Below are 17616 nucleotides of genomic sequence, written 5' to 3' on the forward strand. Positions count from 1 at the left end.
GTCTGTCGAGCGGAGGTGGGCGGCCGTCAGGCGTGGGCGATCGCGGCGCCGACGACGGCGTCGATGAGCGACTCCGCACTGCGTTCGCGGGCCACGACGTCGACCCGGAGGCCGAGCTCCGCGGCGTCGCGCTGCGTCTGCGGGCCGATGGCCGCGACGAGGATCGACTCGGGGATCGGGCCGAGCTGCTCCTGCACCTGCTCGGCGACGCTGCCCGAGGTCACGAGGATCGCGTTGACGCGGCCGGAGCGCACGTCGTCGATGACCTTCTGCGCCACCGGAACGCCGACCGTGCGGTAGGCGACGACCCCCTCGACCGTGTGGCCGGCCTCGGCGAGGCCGATGGAGAGGACCTGCTTGGCGATGGCCGAGCGCAGCGCGAGCACGCGGAGCCCCTGGGCGCCGTCCGTCGCGGCCTCCCACTCCTCGAGGAGGCCCCTGGCCGAGTTGTCCTCGGAGGGCACGATGTCCGCGTGGTATCCGGCGGCCACGAGGGCGGCCGCGGTCGTCTCACCGACGGCGGCGACCCTCGTGGTCTCCGGGATCACGGCGTTGTAGGACGAGAGCACGTCGACCGTGGTGGCGCTCGTGACGGTCAGCCAGTCGAACGCCCCGGCGGCGAGCCGTGCGAGCGCCGCCTCGAGGGCGGGCTGGTCGTCGGTCGGTGCGAAGTTGATGAGCGGGGCGATGATCGGGGTGGCTCCGCGGGCGCGCAGCGCCCCCGCGACGCCGTCGCCCCAGGGACCGCCACGGGGCACGAGCACGCGCCATCCGCTCAGGGGCTTGCCGGCACGTGACGGCAGCCCGATGGGCCCGGTGACGGGTTCGTATTCGGTCACGAGGTCTCCTCAGTGGCAGCAGCGAGTTCAGCGGCACCGTTGCCGAGGAGTTCTGCGACGGCGCGATCGGCGACATCACGAGCCGCATCCGCCAGGTCGGCGGCCGAGCGGCTCTCGGGGGTCGCGGCGTGCGAACTGGTGATGCGCCGCGTCCCGTCGGCACTGTACACGCTCGCACTGAGGAACAGAAGTTCGTCGTCGAGGAAGGCGGTGACGCCCACCGGGGCCGCGCAACCGGCCTCGAGCCCGGCGAGCACGAGCCGCTCGGCGAGCGCCGCGGCCCGGCTCGAGCGGTGGTCGACGGCTTCGAGCGCCTGCTCGAGCGAGTGGTCGCCGCGCCCACGTCGCACCTCGATCGCGAGGGCGCCCTGGGCTGCGGCGGTGGGCCAGTCCTCGAGCGGGAGCAGGTCGGTCACGGCGTCGGAACGGCCGAGGCGTCCGAGCCCCGCGGCGGCGAGCATCACCGCGTCGAGGTCGCCCGACTCGACCTTGCCGAGCCTGGTGTCGATGTTGCCGCGGATGTCGAGCACCTCGAGGTCGGGGCGCACGGCATGCAGTTGCGCGATGCGGCGCGGCGACCCCGTGCCGACGCGGGCTCCGGCCGGAAGCGTTTGCAGGGTGAGGCCGTCGCGGGCGCAGAGCGCGTCACGGGCGTCGGCGCGCTTGGGCACCGCGCCGAGACGGAGACCCTCGTGGTCGGCCGTGGGCAGGTCCTTCATGGAGTGCACGACGAGATCGCACCGGCCCTCGAGGAGCGCTTCGCGCAGCGCGGTGACGAAGACGCCCGTGCCGCCGAGCGAGGCGAGCGAGGCCCGCGAGACGTCGCCCTCGGTCGTCACCGGGACCAGCTCGATCTCGGCCTTGGCGGCGACGGCGATGCGCTCGGCGATCTGCCGGGTCTGCGCCATGGCCAGCGCGCTCGCGCGCGTGCCGACGCGGATGACGGAGCCGCCCCCGCTCACGGCGCGATCCCGGACAGCGCCGGGCGGAAGCCGAGGCGCACGTTCTCGCAGCAGCCCGGTCGGCAGACGTCGTACCAGGGGCCGAGTTCGGTCATCGCGGGCCGCTCCGCGAGCGGGGTGCCGTTGACGCGCTCGAGCACGAGGTCGACGAGACCGGCGACATAGGCGGGGTGCGTGCCGGGGGTCGGCACGCGAACGGCGGCCAGGCCATGCTCCTCGGCGCTCTCGAGCGCCTCGTTGTCGAGGTCCCAGAGCACCTCCATGTGGTCGCTGACGAACCCGAGCGGCACGATCACGATCGCCTTGCGGCCGGCTGCCGGCAGCTCGGCGATGGCGTCGTTGATGTCGGGCTCGAGCCACGGCATCGAGGGCGGGCCGCTGCGGGACTGGTACACGAGCTGCCACGGGACGTCGGATGCCCCCGCTTCGCGCATGACGACCTCGGCCACCGCGAGGTGCTGGGCCGCGTAGGCGCCGCCCTCGCCGAACCCGCGCTCGGCCGGGCCGGACTTGGCGGCGTCGGTCGACGGGATCGAGTGCGTCGCGAAGAGCACCTCGACCTCGGTCGTCGGGTCGAGGCCGGGCGTCGCCGCCAGGAGCTCGGCGATGCCGTCGCGCACGCCCTCGATGAAGGGGGCGACGAAGCCGGGGTGGTCGAAGAACTGGCGGACCTTGTCGATCTGGATCGCGTGCGAACCCTCACCGGTGCCAGTGTCGGCGAGGGCGTCGGCGAAGTCCTCGCGGTACTGGCGGCAGCTCGAGTACGAGCTGTAGGCGCTCGTCGCGATCGCGATGAGCTTGGTGAAGCCGGCCGCCTTCGCCTCGTCGAGCGCGTCGTTGAGGTACGGGTCCCAGTTGCGGTTGCCCCACAGCACGGGCAGGTCGACGCCGCGGGTCGCGAGCTCCCGCTCCAGTGCGGCCTTCAGCTGCCGGTTCTGCTCGTTGATCGGGCTGGTGCCGCCGAAGTGGCGGTAGTGGTGGGCCACCTCCTCGAGGCGCTCGTCGGGGATGCCGCGACCGCTCGTCACGTTCCGGAGGAACGGGATGACGTCGTCCTGGCCTTCGGGCCCGCCGAACCCGGCGAGCAGGATCGCGTCGTACGCGACGGGCTCGGTCACGTGCGGGGCACCGCCCTGCGCGGCCGGCGTCGCGCCGGGCACGATGGCGCCCGCCACGCACGGTGCGGATGCCGCGGGCGAGGGCTTGCGGCCGCGCGGCGTCGTGCCCGCGGCATCCGCCCCGGTGCTCTCGCCCGCGGCCGCGCCGTCGGCGCCGGTCGATCCGAGGTTCACGGCGGCCATTACTGGAGCACCTCCACGAGTTCGGCGGTCGAGATCCGGCGGCCGGTGTAGAACGGCAGCTCGTCGCGCACGTGACGGCGGGCGTCGGTTGCGCGCAGCTCGCGCATCATGTCGACGAGGTCGGTGAGCTCGTCGGCCTCCATGGGGAGGAGCCACTCGTAGTCGCCGAGCGCGAACGCCGACACGGTGTTCGCGACGACCCCGCGGAACGCGGCGCCCTTGCGGCCGTGCTCGGCCAGCATGCGGCCCCGCTCGCCCGGGTCGAGCAGGTACCAGTCGTAGCTGCGCACGAACGGGTAGATCGTGAGCCAGTCCTTGGGCTCGATGCCGCGGAGGAAGCCGGGCACGTGCGCCTTGTTGAACTCGGCGTCGCGGTGCACGCCCATGGCGTTCCACGTCGGCAGCAGCGAGCGCAGGAGTCGTGCGCGACGCAGTTCGCGCAGTGCCCACTGCAGGCCCTCGGCGGTGTCGCCGTGCAGCCACAGCATCACGTCGGCATCGGCCCGCAGGCCGGAGACGTCGTAGATGCCGCGCAGGGTCACGCCCTCGTCCTCGACGAGGGAGATGATGCCGTCGAGTTCGTCGACGAAGCGTGGGACATCGTGGCCGTCGAGGTCGTCGGGGCGGGCGGGGTCGCGGCGGAGCACTGCGAACACCGTGTACCCCACGGGGGACTGCTCGGCGTCGGATTCGGTCTGGAGCGCGTCGGCTGCCGCTTCGGCAGCGGGGGAAGACATGTTCCTAGTCTCCCCCTTTCCCGCTCAACGGCCAAAAGTGTTCAGTCGTGCACGAGGAGCGAGGTCGAATGCTCGAGGTGTTCGCGGATCGCATCGGCCCCCCTCGACTGCACGTCCTCGACGAGCGCACGATGCTCCTCGGCGAGTCCGTCGAGCGTGTAGTGCGGGCGCACGTGCAGGAGGAAGAGCAGCATCTCGGCGCCGATCGCGGCGTGCGCCTCGATGATCCGGGGGCTCTCGGAGGCCGCGACGAGGGCCCGGTGCAGCTCGAGGTGCACCCGCTCGGTCTCGAGCCAGTCGTCGGATGCCCCGAGCCGGTCCAGTGCGTCCAGCACCGGGGCGAGCACCTCGGCCGGCCATGCGTCGCCGTGGCGTTCGTGGGCGATGCGGACCGCTTCGACCTCGAGTGCGGCACGGTACTGCTGCAGCGCGATGATGGTGTCGCGGTCGAACCGGGCGACGCGGACCCCGCGGTAGGGGGCCGCCACCGCGAGCCGGTCGGCGGCCAGTCGCTGGAACGCAGCCCGCACCGTGTGTCGCGAGACGCCGAACCGGGCGGCCGTGGCCTCCTCGCGCAGCGGCTCGTCGGCCGCGAGCGCGCCGCTGAGGATCTCGTCGCGCACCGCATCGGCCACCCGCTGGACGGCGGTGGCGTTCGGCGCGGCATCCTGCTCGCTCATCGAGGATCGACCCCGGTGCTCGCCGGCGACGACGCGTGGGTCACACGCCCGGCGCGACGAACCGGATCAGTCGTCGGATGCCGCCGCGCGGACGATGAGCCACACGGTGACCCCGACGACCGCGACGGCGCCCGCCGCGACGCCGAGCACGGTGGCGGGCTGCTCGTCGGCGAGGCGGCGCAGCTTCGCCTTGACCTCGACCGCCTTGCGCCTGGCCTGCTTGGGGAGGTTGAGCTTCTCCTCGAGCGCGTTGAGCGTCTCGGCGAAGTCTGCGCGGGCACGCTCGGAGGCGACGCGGGCCTGCACGCGCGTGAGGTTGCGCTCGCGCTCCTTGGAGCTGCGGTCGGAGGTGCGCGAGACGTCAGTGGCGGTCATAGTCACCGGTTCCCTTCAGCGCGTCGAGGTCGGCCTTCAGGCTCTCGACGGACTCGAGCGGCTGGCTGCCGCGCTTGAAGTTCGTGATGCCGATCCAGACCAGGACGGCGATGATCAGCACGAGGACGCCGGACACGGTCAGCGCCGCGGCCCAGGCGGGCATGACGAGCGCGAGCGCGAAGATCGCCGCGGTGATGAGCGTGAAGAGCAGGAACACGGCGACCACCGCCGCCGCCGCGAACAGTCCGGACCCGATGCCGAAGTGCTTGATCTTGTAGGAGATCTCGGCCTTGATCTGGTCGATCTCGGCCTTGATCAGCGTCGAGACGGTGTCGGGGAGCTCGCCGATCAGCTGGAACAGCGATCGGTCGTCGTTCGAGGTGGCAGCCATGGTCTCCCCGCCTCAGGAACCGGGCTTCGTCGTGCGCGGCTTGGTCGAGGCGACCGGCTTCGACGAAGCGGCCGACTTCGAGGCGACGGCGGATGCGTCGTCGATGGCCTCGTCGAGCTTGGCCGCCGCGTCGTCGATGGCTTCGCGCGCGGCATCCGCGGCCTTCGAGACGCTCGACTTGGCCGAGTTCGAGGCCGACCGGACGTCGGACTTCGTGGCGCCCGAGCCCTTGGTGGCCTTGCCGATGAGCGACTTCACGTTGTCGAGCACCGTGTCGCTGACATCGCCGACCCTCGCCATGGCGAAGTCCTTGGCGGTGGCGACGCCGTTCTGCACCGTGGGCGTGTTCCACACGCTCTCGGCCGCACCCTTGATCTGCTCGTACCGCTCGCGGCCGGCACGCGTGCCGAGCACGTAGCCGACGCCGAGACCGACGACGAAGAGGACCTTGCCCTTCATGTGCACCCCATTTCCCCACTGCGCGGATGCGCGACGTCATTCCAGCGTAGACCCCGTGACCCTTCGCGCAAGGGGGTTGCGCCGGGTTGCGCGGGAAAGTATGCCGTTCCGGCTATGCGTCGGCGGCCGGGTTCACGGCGAGGTGCCTGATGCGCGCGGCCGCCTCGACCGCGTGCGGCACGACCGATGCGAGGCCGGTGCCGGCGACCCAGGAGCCCGTGACCTCGAGGCCGGGCTCGGCCGCCACGGCCGTCTCGAGCGCCCGGACGCGGTCGCGCTGGCCGATGGTCGCCTGCGACAACGCGTCGCGCCAGCTCGCTCGGCCGAGCGCGAGCACCGCGTCGTCGCCGAGGTCGACCCCCAGCAGGGCGGATGCGTCGGCGATCGCCCGCGCACGGACCTCGGCCTCGTCGAGGCCGTCGAGCGGGTTCTGCTCGCCCGCGCGCCCGTAGGACAGGCGCACCACGTGCCGACCGTCGGTGCGGCGCGCGAGCCAGGGCCACTTCGCGGTCGAGTGGGTGAGCGCCTTGGCCGCGACGCCTGGGGTCCCGGTGGCCACGAGCACGCCGGTTCCACGCGGCGCGGCGTCGAGCGGGGGCGCGTCGAGCACGAGCGTCACGATCTCGACGGAGGCCGCGGGCGGGCCGCCCTCGACCTCGGCCCAGCCGTCGACGGCATCGGCCAGCAGCGCCCGCGCCGCGTCGGCGGGAGCGGCGACGATCGCGAACCTGGCGTCGACGATCAGGTCGGCATCGCCATGCGATGCCGACGCGCGCCATCCGGCGTCGCCACCATCGCCGTCGGCACGCACGAGCGACCCGACCGCGGCATCCGTCACCACCTCGGCGCCGAAGCGCTCGAGCTGGGCGAGGAGCGCGTCGACGACCCGATGCATGCCGCCGTCGAGCCCCTGGACGGCCCCGCCGGCCTTGCGCTCCTCGAGGAGCTGGCCGACCCCGCCCGAGAGCGAGCCCGTGCGGGTCATCGCCTCGTTCAGGCCGGGGGCGACGACGTCGAGGTCGAGGTCGTCGGGGTTCGTCGAGTAGACCCCGGACGAGATGGGCGCCACCAGCCGGTCGAGCACGAGCTCGCCCATGCGATCGCGGACGAGCCTGCCGAGGCTGTGCGCGCGACCGATCTTGAGGATCGGCTTGAGACGGTCGAGGTAGGCGCGCGACGCCCCGCTCCACCCGATGATGCGGCGCACGTCGTCGCCGAGCGGATTCGCCGGGATCCCGAGCACGCCGGTGCGCGGGAGCGGCGCGGCGTCGAGGCCGGGGGCTCCGCCGCCGTCGCGGCCGCCCTTGCCCCGCGCGGCGGGCCAGACCAGCCAGGCGCCCGCGGGATTCGGCTGCTCGATCGCGTCGGCGAGGCCGAGGTCGCCGAGGAGCTCGGCGACCGCTCCCCCGCGCGTGGCGAAGGACTCGGCGCCCGAATCCAGCGTGAGGCCGGCGAGCTCGATGCGTCCGACGCATCCGCCGGGCGCCTCGCGGCGCTCGAGCACGAGGACGCGGAGCCCGATCTTGGCGCATTCGAGCGCGGCGACGAGGCCGGCCACGCCGCCGCCGACCACGACGACGTCGGCCTCGCGATGCTCGGAGACCCGGTCGGTCATGCGCCCGCCTCGTGCACGAGTTCGACGACGCGGGTGAGCACCGCCGGGTCGGTCTCGGGCGGCACGCCGTGGCCGAGGTTGAACACGTGCGCCGGAGCGGCGGTGCCGCGGCGCAGCACCTCGCGCACGGCGGACTCGAGCGCCGGCAGCGGTGCGGCGAGGAGCGCGGGATCGAGGTTGCCCTGCAGCGGCACGCCCGCGCCGATGCGCGCGGCGGCCACGTCGAGCGGCACGCGGTAGTCGACGCCGACCGCATCGACGCCGATGCCGTGCATGGCGCCGAGCAGCTCGCCCGTGCCGACCCCGAAGTGCACGACCGGGACGGCGCGCGTGACGGGCGAGCCGGCGGAATCGGTCGTCTCGTACTCGAGGCCGTGCACGTGGCTCAGGGCGTTCGCCGAGGCGGGCGCGACGTGCGTCTCGTAGTCGGCGAGCGAGAGCGCCCCGGCCCACGAGTCGAAGAGCTGTGCGGCGGATGCCCCGGCGAGGACCTGCGCGCGCAGGAACCGCCCGGTGAGCTCGGCGGTCCAGTCCATGAGCGCGCGCCACGCCCCCGGGTCGGCGTGCATGAGCGTGCGGGCGGCGAGGTGGTCCTTCGAGGGACCGCCCTCGGCCAGGTAGGCGGCGAGCGTGAAGGGTGCCCCGGCGAAGCCGATGAGCGGCGTCGCGGTGCCCGATCCGTTGTCGGTGCGGTTCAGCTCGGCGATCGTGAGCGCGACCGCCTCGGCGATCGGCGCGGACGCCTCGTCGAGGCGCGCGGGATCGATGGCGGTCAGCTCGGCCACGCCCGCGGCATCCGCATAGCCCCGGCCGAAGACCGGGCCGCGACCGGGCTGGATCTCGACGTCGACGCCGACGAGCTTCAGCGGCACGACGATGTCGCTGAAGAAGATGCCCGCGTCCACCCCGTGGCGTCGCACGGGCTGCAGCGTGATCTCGCTCGCCATCGCCGGGTCGAGGCAGGCGTCGAGCATGCGGGTGCCGACCCGCAGCTCGCGGTACTCGGGCAGCGACCGGCCGGCCTGCCGCATGAACCAGACCGGCGTCGTGTCGGCGCGCTCTCCTCTATATGCACGCACCAGGCGCGAGTCACCCGTGAGGCCGGCGGAGAGGGGATGCTGCGGAGAGAGGATCACGCGAGCCATTGTCCCGCATCGGGCTGGGAGGGGCCGCCGCGGTGGGCGCCGTGGGCGCCGTGCGCACGCGAGCACGGCGCCCACCGCGCGCTGCTCTTGCGTGGGCGCGCAGCGGGCGGGCGCTTGTCGGCGAGCACGCCGAGGGTCTAAGGTCGGACTCGTTGTGCGCCCCCCTCGCACGACGACGCGCCGCAGGCGGCGTGCCTCCGTCCCCCCGGAGAAGTTGACGACATGTCCCGGTTCGTGTGTCCCCCACTGTCCCCCTCGCCGATGTCCGACCGCGCGATCGACGGCCATGGTGCCGCGCGCTCGCGTTCGTTCGAAGCAGGGCTCTCCGAACCGTGCAGGCGTTCAGCCGCACCCCGCCCCGACGCGAGCGGAGCCCGGCGATGAGCGACGATTCGCGGCGCAGCACGGCCCCCACCGTGCTCGTCGGCATCGCCGCCGCCCTCGTGGTGGCGGCGCTCATCGCCGGGTCCCCGATCATCGACGGCCTCGTGGCGCGCCTGCCGGCGGTGCCCTCCAGCGCCAGCGCGTCCGGGGTTGCGATGCTCTGCCTGCTCGCCGTCGGCATCTGGTGCCTCGCCCTGCTCGCTCGCGGTGCCAGGGTCCGCGCCAGGCGTGCCGCCCTCGCCCGCAGGCATGGCGACGACGTCGTGTGCGCCATCCGCACCGGCCCGATGGTGCAGCGGATGAACGAGCTCCGGCGCGAGGGCGCGAAGCCGCTCCGTCTCGGTCGCCGCTACTCGATCGTGGCCGACGAGGCCGGCATCACCCTCTGGGACGGCGGCCGGAGGCCCCGACGCGTCGACAGCTACCCCTGGCGCGAGGTCCGCAACATCCGGGCCGACGCGATGGTCGCGGGCACCCAGGTGCTCGCCGTGCTCGTGCTGCGGGTGCGGCGCCACAAGAACAGCGTCGAGGTGCCCGTCGTGCTCGCCTCGGAACGGCCGGGTCGGTACGCGATGTCGGATGCCGCGTTCTTCGCCGTCGTCCGCGACTGGAAGGCCAAGCACCGCACGGCCCTCGCGGCCGAGGGCCTCGAGGTGCCGCCGCTGACCGCGCCGATCCCCGTGATCACGGCCGCGATGGCCCGCGAGGACGCCGAGGCGCGAGCCCTCGCACTCGCAGCCCGGTAGTCGCGATGCCGCCGTGCACCCTCAGTGCCAACGCTGATCAGGCGACCAGCTGACGGCGGGTAGAATCTCTCCGTGCTCATCTGCTTCTCCGCGAGTCACAAGAACGCCGGGTTCGACATGCTCGAGCGTCTTTCGGCGAACGCGAACCAAGCGGCACCGCGCATCCTCGAAGGCCATGACGCCGTGAAGGGCGCCGTGGTCGTCGCCACCTGCAACCGCTTCGAGGCGTACCTCGACCTCGACGCCGCCGACGGCTCGTCGCCGGTCGAGGTCGTGCACGAGGCGGTCCGCGCCGTCGGCACGGTCGCCGGGCTCGACGCGGCCGAACTCCGCCAGACCTTCGGCTTCGTGCACGGCAACGCCGTCGCCGCCCACCTCTTCTCGGTCGCATCCGGTCTCGAGTCCGTCGTCGTCGGCGAGGGCGAGATCGCCGGCCAGGTCCGCCGCTCGCTCGACCGCGCCCGCACCGAGGGCACGACGACCCCCGAGCTCGAGCGGCTCTTCCAGCGGGCGTCGCAGACCTCGCGGCGCGTCAAGAACGAGACCGAGCTCGGCGGCGAGGGCCGCTCGCTCGTGCGCCTCGCCCTCGACCTCGCCGAGAGTCGCGTCACCGACTGGGCGCAGGCCAGCGTGCTCCTCGTGGGCACCGGCCGCTTCGCGGGCGCCTCGCTGGCCGCCCTCCGCGACCGGGGCGTCACCGACGTCGTCGTGTACTCGCCCTCGGGTCGTGCCGGCAAGTTCGCCGCGGGCCACGGCATCGAGGCCGTCTCGACCGACGACTACGCCCGCGTCGCGGCATCCGTCGACCTCATCGTCACGTGCACCACCGCCGACCGTCAGGTCGTCGACCGCGGCCTGCTGCTGTCGGGGCGCGAGTCGCTCGCCGCCGCGGCCGCCCTGCCCACGATCGGGCTCGTGGCCGAACCGGCGCAGGTCGACCGCCGCCAGCTCGTGATCGACCTCGGCCTTCCGCGCAATGTCGCCCCCGACGTGCTCGAGGTGGCCGGCGTCGAACTGCTCGACCTCGAGACCATCAAGGTCCACGCGCCCCTCGAGGAGTTCGCGGCCACCGACTCCGCCCGCGCCATCGTCATGCGCGATGCCCGCGCGTTCGGCGACTCCGGCGAAGAGCAGCGGCTCGCGCCGGCCGTCGTCGCCCTGCGGAAGCACGTCTTCGACATCCTCGACGCCGAGATCGCGCGCGCCGCCTCGCGCGGCGACGACGACGGTCGCACCGAGGCGGCGCTGCGCCACATGGCGGGAGTCCTCCTGCACACCCCGATGGTGCGCTCGCGCGAACTCGCCCGCTCCGGCGACCAGCAGTCCTGGATCGACGGCCTCGAGGCCATCTTCGGCATCGCGCCTGCCGCCGAAGCCGCCGGATCGATCGGTTCCGGTGCAGCATCCGCCGATGCCGACGAGGCGTCGGGCCCGGCGCGCTCGGCCGGCTGACGACTCACCCGGAGCGTCGTGTCGCCCGGCCGCGATAGCGTCGAAGCATGACCGACGCGACGCCCCGCTTCGACGGGCCACCGCAGCTCGCCCTGCCGTTCGACCTCGTCGATCCCCCATTCGCCCCGATCACGACCGATCGCCTGGACCTGCGACCGCTCGAGGCATCCGACGCCGACGACGTGTGGGAGTACCAGCGCCTGCCGGAGGTGCTGCGCTACATCCCCTGGCCCGAGCGCACGTACGCCGAGGGCCTCGAGCACACCGCGAAGCGCGCCGGGCTGCATCGGCTCGAGCACGACGGCGACGCGATCATCTTCGCGATCCACCTCATCGGCGAGCCGCGCGTCACGCCGGCCGAGAGGGCGGCACGGACCGCGGGCCCGACGCGTGCGACGGGCGGGGCGGATGCGACGGGTGCGGATGCCGCCGGCTGGCGCGTCATCGGCGACGTGATGCTGCGCGCCGACCGGGTGGAGCACGGCCAGCTCGAGATCGGGTGGGTCATGCACCCCGACTTCCAGGGGCGGGGATTCGCCTACGAGGCGGCGTCCGCGGTCATGGAGGTGGCGTTCGGCACCCTGCGCGCGCACCGCGTCCACGCGCTGCTCGACGCCCGCAACGCGGCATCCGCCGGACTCTGCGAGCGGCTCGGCATGCGGCGCGAGGCGACGATCCTCGAGGAGGAGTACAACGACGGCGAGTGGCAGGACACCGCGATGTACGGGATCCTCCGACGCGAGTGGGCGGCTCGGCGGGCGACGCCTGCTCGGTAGCCGACGCGGCGAGCGGGGGGCTCCGCGCGCTCAGTCGCCGCGTCGTGGCGAGCCGCGCTGACACCGGCCTCGCCGGTTATCCACAGGTTCATCCACACCTGAGGAACTCCCAGACGGCATGCGCCGGGAGTTCCTCAGGGCAGGACGGCTCGGGGGCCCTCAGGCTCCGACGAGGCGAGCGCCGAGGTAGGCCTGCAGCTCGGAGAGCGGCACGCGCTCCTGCGCCATGGTGTCGCGCTCGCGCACGGTCACGGCATCGTCGTCGAGCGAGTCGAAGTCGACCGTGATGGCGAACGGCGTGCCGATCTCGTCCTGGCGGCGATAGCGGCGGCCGATGGCGCCGGCGTCGTCGAAGTCGACGTTCCAGTTCTTGCGCAGGTTCGCGGCGACCTCGCGGGCGAGGGGCGAGAGCTTCTCGTTGCGCGAGAGGGGCAGCACGGCCACCTTCACCGGTGCGAGGCGCGGGTCGAGGCGCAGGACGGTGCGGCTGTCGACGCCGCCCTTCGCGTTCGGCACCTCCTCGACGTGGTACGCGTCGACGAGGAACGCCATGAGCGAGCGCGTCAGACCGGCCGCCGGCTCGATGACGTAGGGGGTCCAGCGCTCGTTCTTGGACTGGTCGAAGAACGAGAGGTCCTTGCCGGAGTGCTTCGTGTGGGTCGACAGGTCGAAGTCGGTGCGGTTGGCGACGCCCTCGAGCTCGCCCCACTCGCCGCCCGTGAACCCGAAGCGGTACTCGATGTCCACGGTGCGCTTGGAGTAGTGCGACAGCTTCTCGGGCGCGTGCTCGAAGCGGCGGATGTTCTCGGGATCGATGCCGAGGTCGACGTACCAGTTCCAGCGCTGGTCGAGCCAGTACTCGAACCACTCCTCGTCGGTGCCCGGCTCGACGAAGAACTCCATCTCCATCTGCTCGAACTCGCGGGTGCGGAAGATGAAGTTGCCCGGCGTGATCTCGTTGCGGAAGCTCTTGCCGATCTGGCCGATGCCGAACGGCGGCTTCATGCGCGCGGCCTGCAGCACGTTCGCGAAGTTCACGAAGATGCCCTGCGCGGTCTCGGGGCGCAGGTAGTGCAGCCCCGACTCGTCGTCGAGCACGCCGAGATAGGTCTTCAGGAGGCCCGAGAACGCGCGGGGCTCGGTCCACTGGCCACGGGTGCCGCAGTTCGTGCAGACGATGTCGGCGAGGCCGTTCTCGGGAGCCCGGCCCTTCTTCGCCTCGTAGGCCTCGATCAGGTGGTCCTCGCGGTACCGCTTGTGGCAGTGGAGGCACTCGATGAGCGGGTCGGTGAAGACGTCGACGTGCCCGGATGCCTCCCACACGGCCTTCGGCAGGATGACGCTCGAGTCCAGGCCGACGACGTCGTCGCGGCTCTGCACCATGTAGCGCCACCACTGGCGCTTGATGTTCTCCTTGAGCTCGACGCCGAGGGGGCCGTAGTCCCATGCGGAGCGGGATCCACCGTAGATCTCGCCCGCCTGGAAGACGAAGCCCCGGTGCTGAGCGAGGGCGATGACGGATTCGAGACGGCTGGCAGCGGCCACGGTGGCTCCAATGGTCGAGAGTTCGGGCCGATCGGCCCGGAAGAAACGGTGCCACCATCCTACGGTGGCCCGTCGGCCGCGACATCCGCTCGGGGTCCGTCGCTCCGGCTGACCGGAGCCGCCGGGCGGTACGCTGTGGCCATCGTCGGGCGGGGGCAGGGGGACGCATGCCGGATGCAGTGCTCGACCTGGTGATCGTCGACGGCCCCGCGCTCACCACCGTCTACGTGATCGCGGCCGTGCTCTTCGTCTACCTCCTCGGGCGCGAGGCATCCGCTCGCTGGGTGCTGACGGCGATCGTCGTGCTGCTCGTCGGCGCCATGATCGGCGGCGGCGTGCTCTGGTTCGCCGTGTACATCCTCGATCTCTTCGGCGGCCCGGTCGTCGAGCAGGTCTGGCTGTGGGTGCCGGGCGCGTTCGCGGCCAGCCTGCTCGCGATCTGGAACCTCTGGCGCTCCCGGTGGTGGCGCAAGCTCATCGCGCTCCTCTCGATCCCGGTCTTCGTGCTCACGGCGGTGCTCGGCATCAACGCCGCCTACGGCATCGACCGCACCGTGGCCAACCTGCTCGGCGTCTCGACGGCGCAGAAGGGGGACATCCGCGATCCGAACATCGATCCGCCGCCGCCCGATCCGGCCGAGCCGCTGTACACGACCTGGACGGCGCCCGAGGGCATGCCCGACACGGGCGAGGTCGGCACGCCGGACCCGCCCGTGCCGAACACCGCCTCCGGTTTCCCGGCCCGCGCGGCGGAGTACTACCTTCCGCCGGCCGCCCTCGTTGAGAACCCTCCGCGGCTCCCACTCGTGATCATGATGATGGGCCAGCCCGGCGACCCCGACGCGAGCTGGATCGCCGAGGTGCTCGACAAGCACGCCGCCGACCACGACGGCCTCGCGCCGATCGCGATCGTCGTCGACCAACTGAGCGACCCCACGGTCGACCCGCTCTGCCTCGACACGGATCTCGGCAAGGCCGAGACCTACGTCATGCAGGACGTCGTGCCGTGGGCGAAGCTGCACCTGAACGTGCTCCAGGGGCCGCAGTTCACGACGGTGGCCGGCTATTCGAACGGCGGCGGCTGCGCGGCGTACTTCGGCGCGAAGTACCCCGAGACGTTCGGCAACATCCTCGCGATCGCCCCGACGGAGTACGCGGGCGTCGAGCATGCAGCAGACGTGCTCGCCTCGGTCTTCGGCGGGGACCAGGCGGCGTACGACGCGGTGAAGCCCGAGGCGATCATGGCCGCCAAGGCGCCGTACGCCGACTCGACGGCGATCTTCGCCGTCGGCGAGGCCGACCGCGAGTTCGCACCCGGCACCGAACGCCTGGCGGATGCCGCGCGCGCGGCCGGCATGAACATCACCTACTACGAGGTGCCAGGCGGCGACCACGGCGTGAGCGGCCTGGTCGGGGGGCTCGAGGAGGGCTTCACGCTCCTGTATCCGCGGCTCGGGCTCGCCGCACCGGCGACGGCGGAGGAGGGCCGATGACCGGAGCCACGACCGACTCGCGTCCGGCGGACGACGTCGAGCCGAAGGGCCGGCTGCGCTCGACGGGCGAGCTGATCGCCGGATTCGTGCGGCGCATCCCGTTCAGCATCGTCGTCGCCGTCCTCCTGGTCGTCACGGCGGCGCTGACCGGCACGATGTTCGGACCCGCCGGAGAGGACACGCTCGAGTTCTGGGCCGCCGGGGTCATCAGCACCTTCGAGGGCGCCCAGTGGTGGACCGTCGGCACCTCCATCGCCATTCCGCAGGATCCGTTCCAGCTCGTGTTCGGCGTGCTGGCGGCACTCCTGCTCCTCGGCGTCGCCGAACGCCGCATGGGCACGTGGCGCGCCATCGTGGCGTTCACGGTGACGGGTCTCATCGGCACCGCGCTCGGAGCCTGGCTGCAGTGGTTCGGCGGCGAGGTCGGCGAGTGGTGGGCGACCGGCACCGCCGCCGACCTCACGCTGGACCCGCTCGCGGGCATCGTCGGGGCGCTCATCGCCTCGACCTCGTTCATGGGCGCCCTGTGGCGGCGCCGCATCCGCCTGGTGACCCTCGCGGCCATCCTCACGTTCGTGCTCTACGACGGCGACTCCTCGAACGTGTACCGCCTGATCGCGGCCGTCGCCGGATACCTCCTCGGCGCGCTGCTCGCCGGGGACGCGTCCAAGCTCTCGGTCCGACGCAGCTCGCACGCCGAGACCCGCACGCTCGTGGCCGCGGTCATCGCCGTCACCGCGATCGGTCCGGTCGTCGCCCTCTTGAACGGAACGGAGCTGACGCCGTTCGCCTTCGCCTCGTACCTCTTCGCCGAGCAGCCCGTCTCGCTCGACGAACTCGTCGCACGATGCGGCGACACGGCGTCCTCGCTCAGCGCCCAGTGCCTCAGCGACCTCGCCGTGCTCACCACGCAGGGCTTCGGCATGTTCCTGCTCTCGTTCGTGCCCGTCGCGCTCCTGCTGCTCGCCTCGTGGGGCCTGCACCGCGGGCGGCGCTTCGCGCGCTGGCTCGCGATCACCGTGAACGCGGCGATCCTGCTGTTCGCACGCACCTCGCTCGACGCGACCTTCACGGCGAACGACGTCGAGGACGACTGGTCGGCCTTCGACCTCGTCGAGCTGCTGGTCTGGGCGGTTGCGGCGCTCGCCCTGCCGATCGCGCTCATCATCATGCTGGTGGTGACGCGTCGCCATTTCGGGATCCGCAGCCCGCGCGAGGCGTTCCGGCGATTCGTCGCCATCGTCACCGGCACGTTCGTGGTGCTCGCGGCCGCCTACTTCCTCGTGGGCCTGGCCACCCTCGACGAGTTCTGGCCGGCGGCGACGCCCGCCGACCTCGCCGTCGACACCCTGAAGCGCTTCGTGCCGCCGCACTTCCTCGCCGTGGTCGACCCGATCGTGGTCCCCGGCCACGACCTGACGAGCGTGCTCTGGCAGGGCGTCGGCGTCGCCTTCTGGCTGGTCTTCATCATCGCGGCCATCCGGCTCATGACCCGCGCCCGGGTCGGTGCCGGTGCGGATGCCGCGCGCCTGCGAGCCCTGCTCCGCCGCAACGGCGGCGGCACCCTCGGCTTCATGTCGACGTGGCCGGGCAACGTCATCTGGACCTCGTCCGAGACGGATGCCGCCGTGGCGTACCGCGTCATCAACGGCATCGCGATCACCCTGTCGGACCCCATCTGCCGCGACGAGGACGCCGGCCGCGTCATCCGCGAGTTCGCTGCCTTCTGCGATGCGAACAGCTGGGTGCCGGTCTTCTACAGCGTGCATCCGCAGTACCTGCCGATCTTCGAGGAGCTCGGCTGGCAGCACATGTCGGTCGGCGAGGAGACGATCGTGCGGACGAAGGGCCTGGAGCTCACCGGGAAGCCGTGGCAGAAGGTGCGACAGGCGCTGAACCGGGGCGTCAAGGAGGGCATGACCACCGTCTGGGCGAGCTGGGACGAGCTGCCGAGGGCCACGGTCGCGGAGATCAACGCGATCTCCGAGGAATGGGTCGCCGAGAAGGAGATGCCCGAGATGGGGTTCACCCTCGGCGGCATGGAGGAGCTGAAGGATCCCGACGTGCGGCTCATGCTGGCGGTCGGACCCGATGGACGGCTGCAGGCGGTGACGAGCTGGCTGCCGGTCTTCCGCGACGGCGAGGTGATCGGCTGGACGATCGACTTCATGCGCAGGGCCGACGACAGCATGAACGGCATCATGGAGTTCCTCATCGCGTCGGCTGCGCTCCGCATGAAGGACGACGGGGCCGAGGTGCTGAGCCTCTCGGGGGCGCCGCTCGCGACGAAGCCGGTGGCGCCGGGCGAGACGGCACCGGACCCCACGGTCATGTCGCGCCTGCTCGAGTTCCTCGCCCGCACGCTCGAACCCGCGTACGGGTTCTCATCGCTGTTCCGCTTCAAGGCGAAGTTCAATCCCGACTACGAGACCATCTCGATGGCGTACCCCGACCCGCTCGCGCTGCCGACGATCGGGCTCGCGATCGGCCGGGCGTACCTGCCGGAGGTCTCCCCCAAGGAGGCGGTCGCGCTCGTGCGGACGCTCACGAAGTAGGCGGCCCGCCCGTCGGTCCGTCCGTCCGTCCGCCCGTCCGCCCGTCCGCCCGTCCGTCCGCCCGTCCGCCGGTCCGCCCGTCCGCCCGTCCGCCTGTCCTCATCCGAGAACAGGAACGGCCGCGGCATCCGTCACGGGGACAGGAACCCCGACGGAGTGTC

Annotated in this window: 16 protein-coding genes; 5 read left to right on the top strand and 11 right to left on the bottom strand. The window is 72.3% G+C overall.

Translation table 11 applies throughout. The features are described 5' to 3' along the window. Nucleotides 1–26 precede the first annotated feature (26 nt). From GQQ95_RS07015 to hemE, 10 genes are all read right to left on the bottom strand, one after another. Nucleotides 27–803, bottom strand: a complete 777-nt coding sequence (locus GQQ95_RS07015) for a uroporphyrinogen-III synthase (protein WP_157426991.1) — start codon at nt 801–803, stop codon at nt 27–29. Between the two features lie 32 nt (nt 804–835). Continuing rightward, the gene (gene hemC / locus GQQ95_RS07020) at nt 836–1801 is read right to left on the bottom strand and encodes a hydroxymethylbilane synthase (RefSeq protein WP_281352023.1); all 966 of its coding nucleotides are present in this window, start codon (nt 1799–1801) and stop codon (nt 836–838) included. Continuing rightward, nucleotides 1798–2961 carry a ferrochelatase gene (locus GQQ95_RS07025; RefSeq protein WP_246205240.1) on the bottom strand — a complete coding sequence of 388 codons (1164 nt, stop codon included), beginning with the start codon at nt 2959–2961 and terminating at the stop codon, nt 1798–1800. The genes hemC and GQQ95_RS07025 overlap by 4 nt, the downstream gene beginning before the upstream one ends. Nucleotides 2962–3101: 140 nt before the next feature. Then, nucleotides 3102–3839: a hydrogen peroxide-dependent heme synthase gene (hemQ, locus tag GQQ95_RS07030; RefSeq protein WP_157426937.1), complete on the bottom strand. Its 738-nt coding sequence runs from the start codon at nt 3837–3839 to the stop codon at nt 3102–3104. Between the two features lie 41 nt (nt 3840–3880). Next, nucleotides 3881–4519, bottom strand: coding sequence for a GntR family transcriptional regulator (locus GQQ95_RS07035; protein ID WP_157426938.1), 639 nt, complete (start codon nt 4517–4519; stop codon nt 3881–3883). Between the two features lie 66 nt (nt 4520–4585). Then, nucleotides 4586–4894, bottom strand: coding sequence for a DUF3618 domain-containing protein (locus tag GQQ95_RS07040; protein WP_157426939.1), 309 nt, complete (start codon nt 4892–4894; stop codon nt 4586–4588). Continuing rightward, on the bottom strand, nt 4881–5285 hold the full coding sequence (locus GQQ95_RS07045; protein ID WP_157426940.1) for a phage holin family protein: 405 nt from the start codon (nt 5283–5285) through the stop codon (nt 4881–4883). Before GQQ95_RS07045 ends, GQQ95_RS07040 begins: the two co-directional genes overlap by 14 nt. A gap of 12 nt (nt 5286–5297) precedes the next feature. Continuing rightward, nucleotides 5298–5744, bottom strand: coding sequence for a hypothetical protein (locus tag GQQ95_RS19435; protein WP_212275329.1), 447 nt, complete (start codon nt 5742–5744; stop codon nt 5298–5300). A gap of 112 nt (nt 5745–5856) precedes the next feature. Further along, nucleotides 5857–7359, bottom strand: a complete 1503-nt coding sequence (locus GQQ95_RS07055; RefSeq protein WP_157426941.1) for a protoporphyrinogen/coproporphyrinogen oxidase — start codon at nt 7357–7359, stop codon at nt 5857–5859. Next, entirely contained in the window at nt 7356–8504 is a 1149-nt protein-coding gene (gene hemE, locus GQQ95_RS07060; RefSeq protein ID WP_157426942.1) for a uroporphyrinogen decarboxylase, read from the bottom strand. Before hemE ends, GQQ95_RS07055 begins: the two co-directional genes overlap by 4 nt. Before the next feature lie 380 nt (nt 8505–8884). Here hemE and GQQ95_RS07065 point away from each other — a divergent pair, with 380 nt between their 5' ends. The 3 genes from GQQ95_RS07065 to GQQ95_RS07075 all read left to right on the top strand — a co-directional run bounded on the left by GQQ95_RS07065 (nt 8885) and on the right by GQQ95_RS07075 (nt 11862). After that, nucleotides 8885–9634: a hypothetical protein gene (locus tag GQQ95_RS07065; protein ID WP_157426943.1), complete on the top strand. Its 750-nt coding sequence runs from the start codon at nt 8885–8887 to the stop codon at nt 9632–9634. A 72-nt stretch (nt 9635–9706) separates the two neighbouring features. Continuing rightward, nucleotides 9707–11086 carry a glutamyl-tRNA reductase gene (locus tag GQQ95_RS07070; RefSeq protein WP_157426944.1) on the top strand — a complete coding sequence of 460 codons (1380 nt, stop codon included), beginning with the start codon at nt 9707–9709 and terminating at the stop codon, nt 11084–11086. Nucleotides 11087–11133: 47 nt separating this feature from the next. Further along, nucleotides 11134–11862 (top strand): GNAT family N-acetyltransferase, encoded by a 729-nt coding sequence (locus GQQ95_RS07075; protein WP_157426945.1) that lies wholly within the window; start codon nt 11134–11136, stop codon nt 11860–11862. Nucleotides 11863–12021: 159 nt separating this feature from the next. Here GQQ95_RS07075 and GQQ95_RS07080 read toward each other — a convergent pair whose 3' ends face one another. Continuing rightward, nucleotides 12022–13407 carry a glycine--tRNA ligase gene (locus GQQ95_RS07080; RefSeq protein ID WP_157426946.1) on the bottom strand — a complete coding sequence of 462 codons (1386 nt, stop codon included), beginning with the start codon at nt 13405–13407 and terminating at the stop codon, nt 12022–12024. Between the two features lie 167 nt (nt 13408–13574). On the opposite strand from GQQ95_RS07080, the gene GQQ95_RS07085 reads away from it, so the two are divergent. Together GQQ95_RS07085 and GQQ95_RS07090 are read left to right on the top strand one after the other, a co-directional pair. Then, nucleotides 13575–14900, top strand: coding sequence for an alpha/beta hydrolase (locus GQQ95_RS07085; RefSeq protein ID WP_157426947.1), 1326 nt, complete (start codon nt 13575–13577; stop codon nt 14898–14900). Next, a complete protein-coding gene (locus GQQ95_RS07090; RefSeq protein WP_157426948.1) occupies nt 14897–17455 on the top strand; it encodes a bifunctional lysylphosphatidylglycerol flippase/synthetase MprF in 2559 nt (852 codons plus the stop codon). The genes GQQ95_RS07085 and GQQ95_RS07090 overlap by 4 nt, the downstream gene beginning before the upstream one ends. Nucleotides 17456–17616 lie beyond the last annotated feature (161 nt).

This window comes from Agromyces salentinus (assembly GCF_009749395.1).
GTDB classification, from domain to species: domain Bacteria; phylum Actinomycetota; class Actinomycetes; order Actinomycetales; family Microbacteriaceae; genus Agromyces; species Agromyces salentinus.

Bases quoted from the DNA above. Each gene is read 5' to 3' on its own strand.
- hemQ (WP_157426937.1), bottom strand. From the start codon at position 3,839: ATGTCTTCCCCCGCTGCCGAAGCGGCAGCCGACGCGCTCCAGACCGAA.
- GQQ95_RS07035 (WP_157426938.1), bottom strand. From the start codon at position 4,519: ATGAGCGAGCAGGATGCCGCGCCGAACGCCACCGCCGTCCAGCGGGTG.
- GQQ95_RS07040 (WP_157426939.1), bottom strand. From the start codon at position 4,894: ATGACCGCCACTGACGTCTCGCGCACCTCCGACCGCAGCTCCAAGGAG.
- GQQ95_RS07045 (WP_157426940.1), bottom strand. From the start codon at position 5,285: ATGGCTGCCACCTCGAACGACGACCGATCGCTGTTCCAGCTGATCGGC.
- GQQ95_RS19435 (WP_212275329.1), bottom strand. From the start codon at position 5,744: ATGAAGGGCAAGGTCCTCTTCGTCGTCGGTCTCGGCGTCGGCTACGTG.
- GQQ95_RS07055 (WP_157426941.1), bottom strand. From the start codon at position 7,359: ATGACCGACCGGGTCTCCGAGCATCGCGAGGCCGACGTCGTCGTGGTC.
- hemE (WP_157426942.1), bottom strand. From the start codon at position 8,504: ATGGCTCGCGTGATCCTCTCTCCGCAGCATCCCCTCTCCGCCGGCCTC.
- GQQ95_RS07065 (WP_157426943.1), top strand. From the start codon at position 8,885: ATGAGCGACGATTCGCGGCGCAGCACGGCCCCCACCGTGCTCGTCGGC.
- GQQ95_RS07075 (WP_157426945.1), top strand. From the start codon at position 11,134: ATGACCGACGCGACGCCCCGCTTCGACGGGCCACCGCAGCTCGCCCTG.
- GQQ95_RS07085 (WP_157426947.1), top strand. From the start codon at position 13,575: ATGCCGGATGCAGTGCTCGACCTGGTGATCGTCGACGGCCCCGCGCTC.
- GQQ95_RS07090 (WP_157426948.1), top strand. From the start codon at position 14,897: ATGACCGGAGCCACGACCGACTCGCGTCCGGCGGACGACGTCGAGCCG.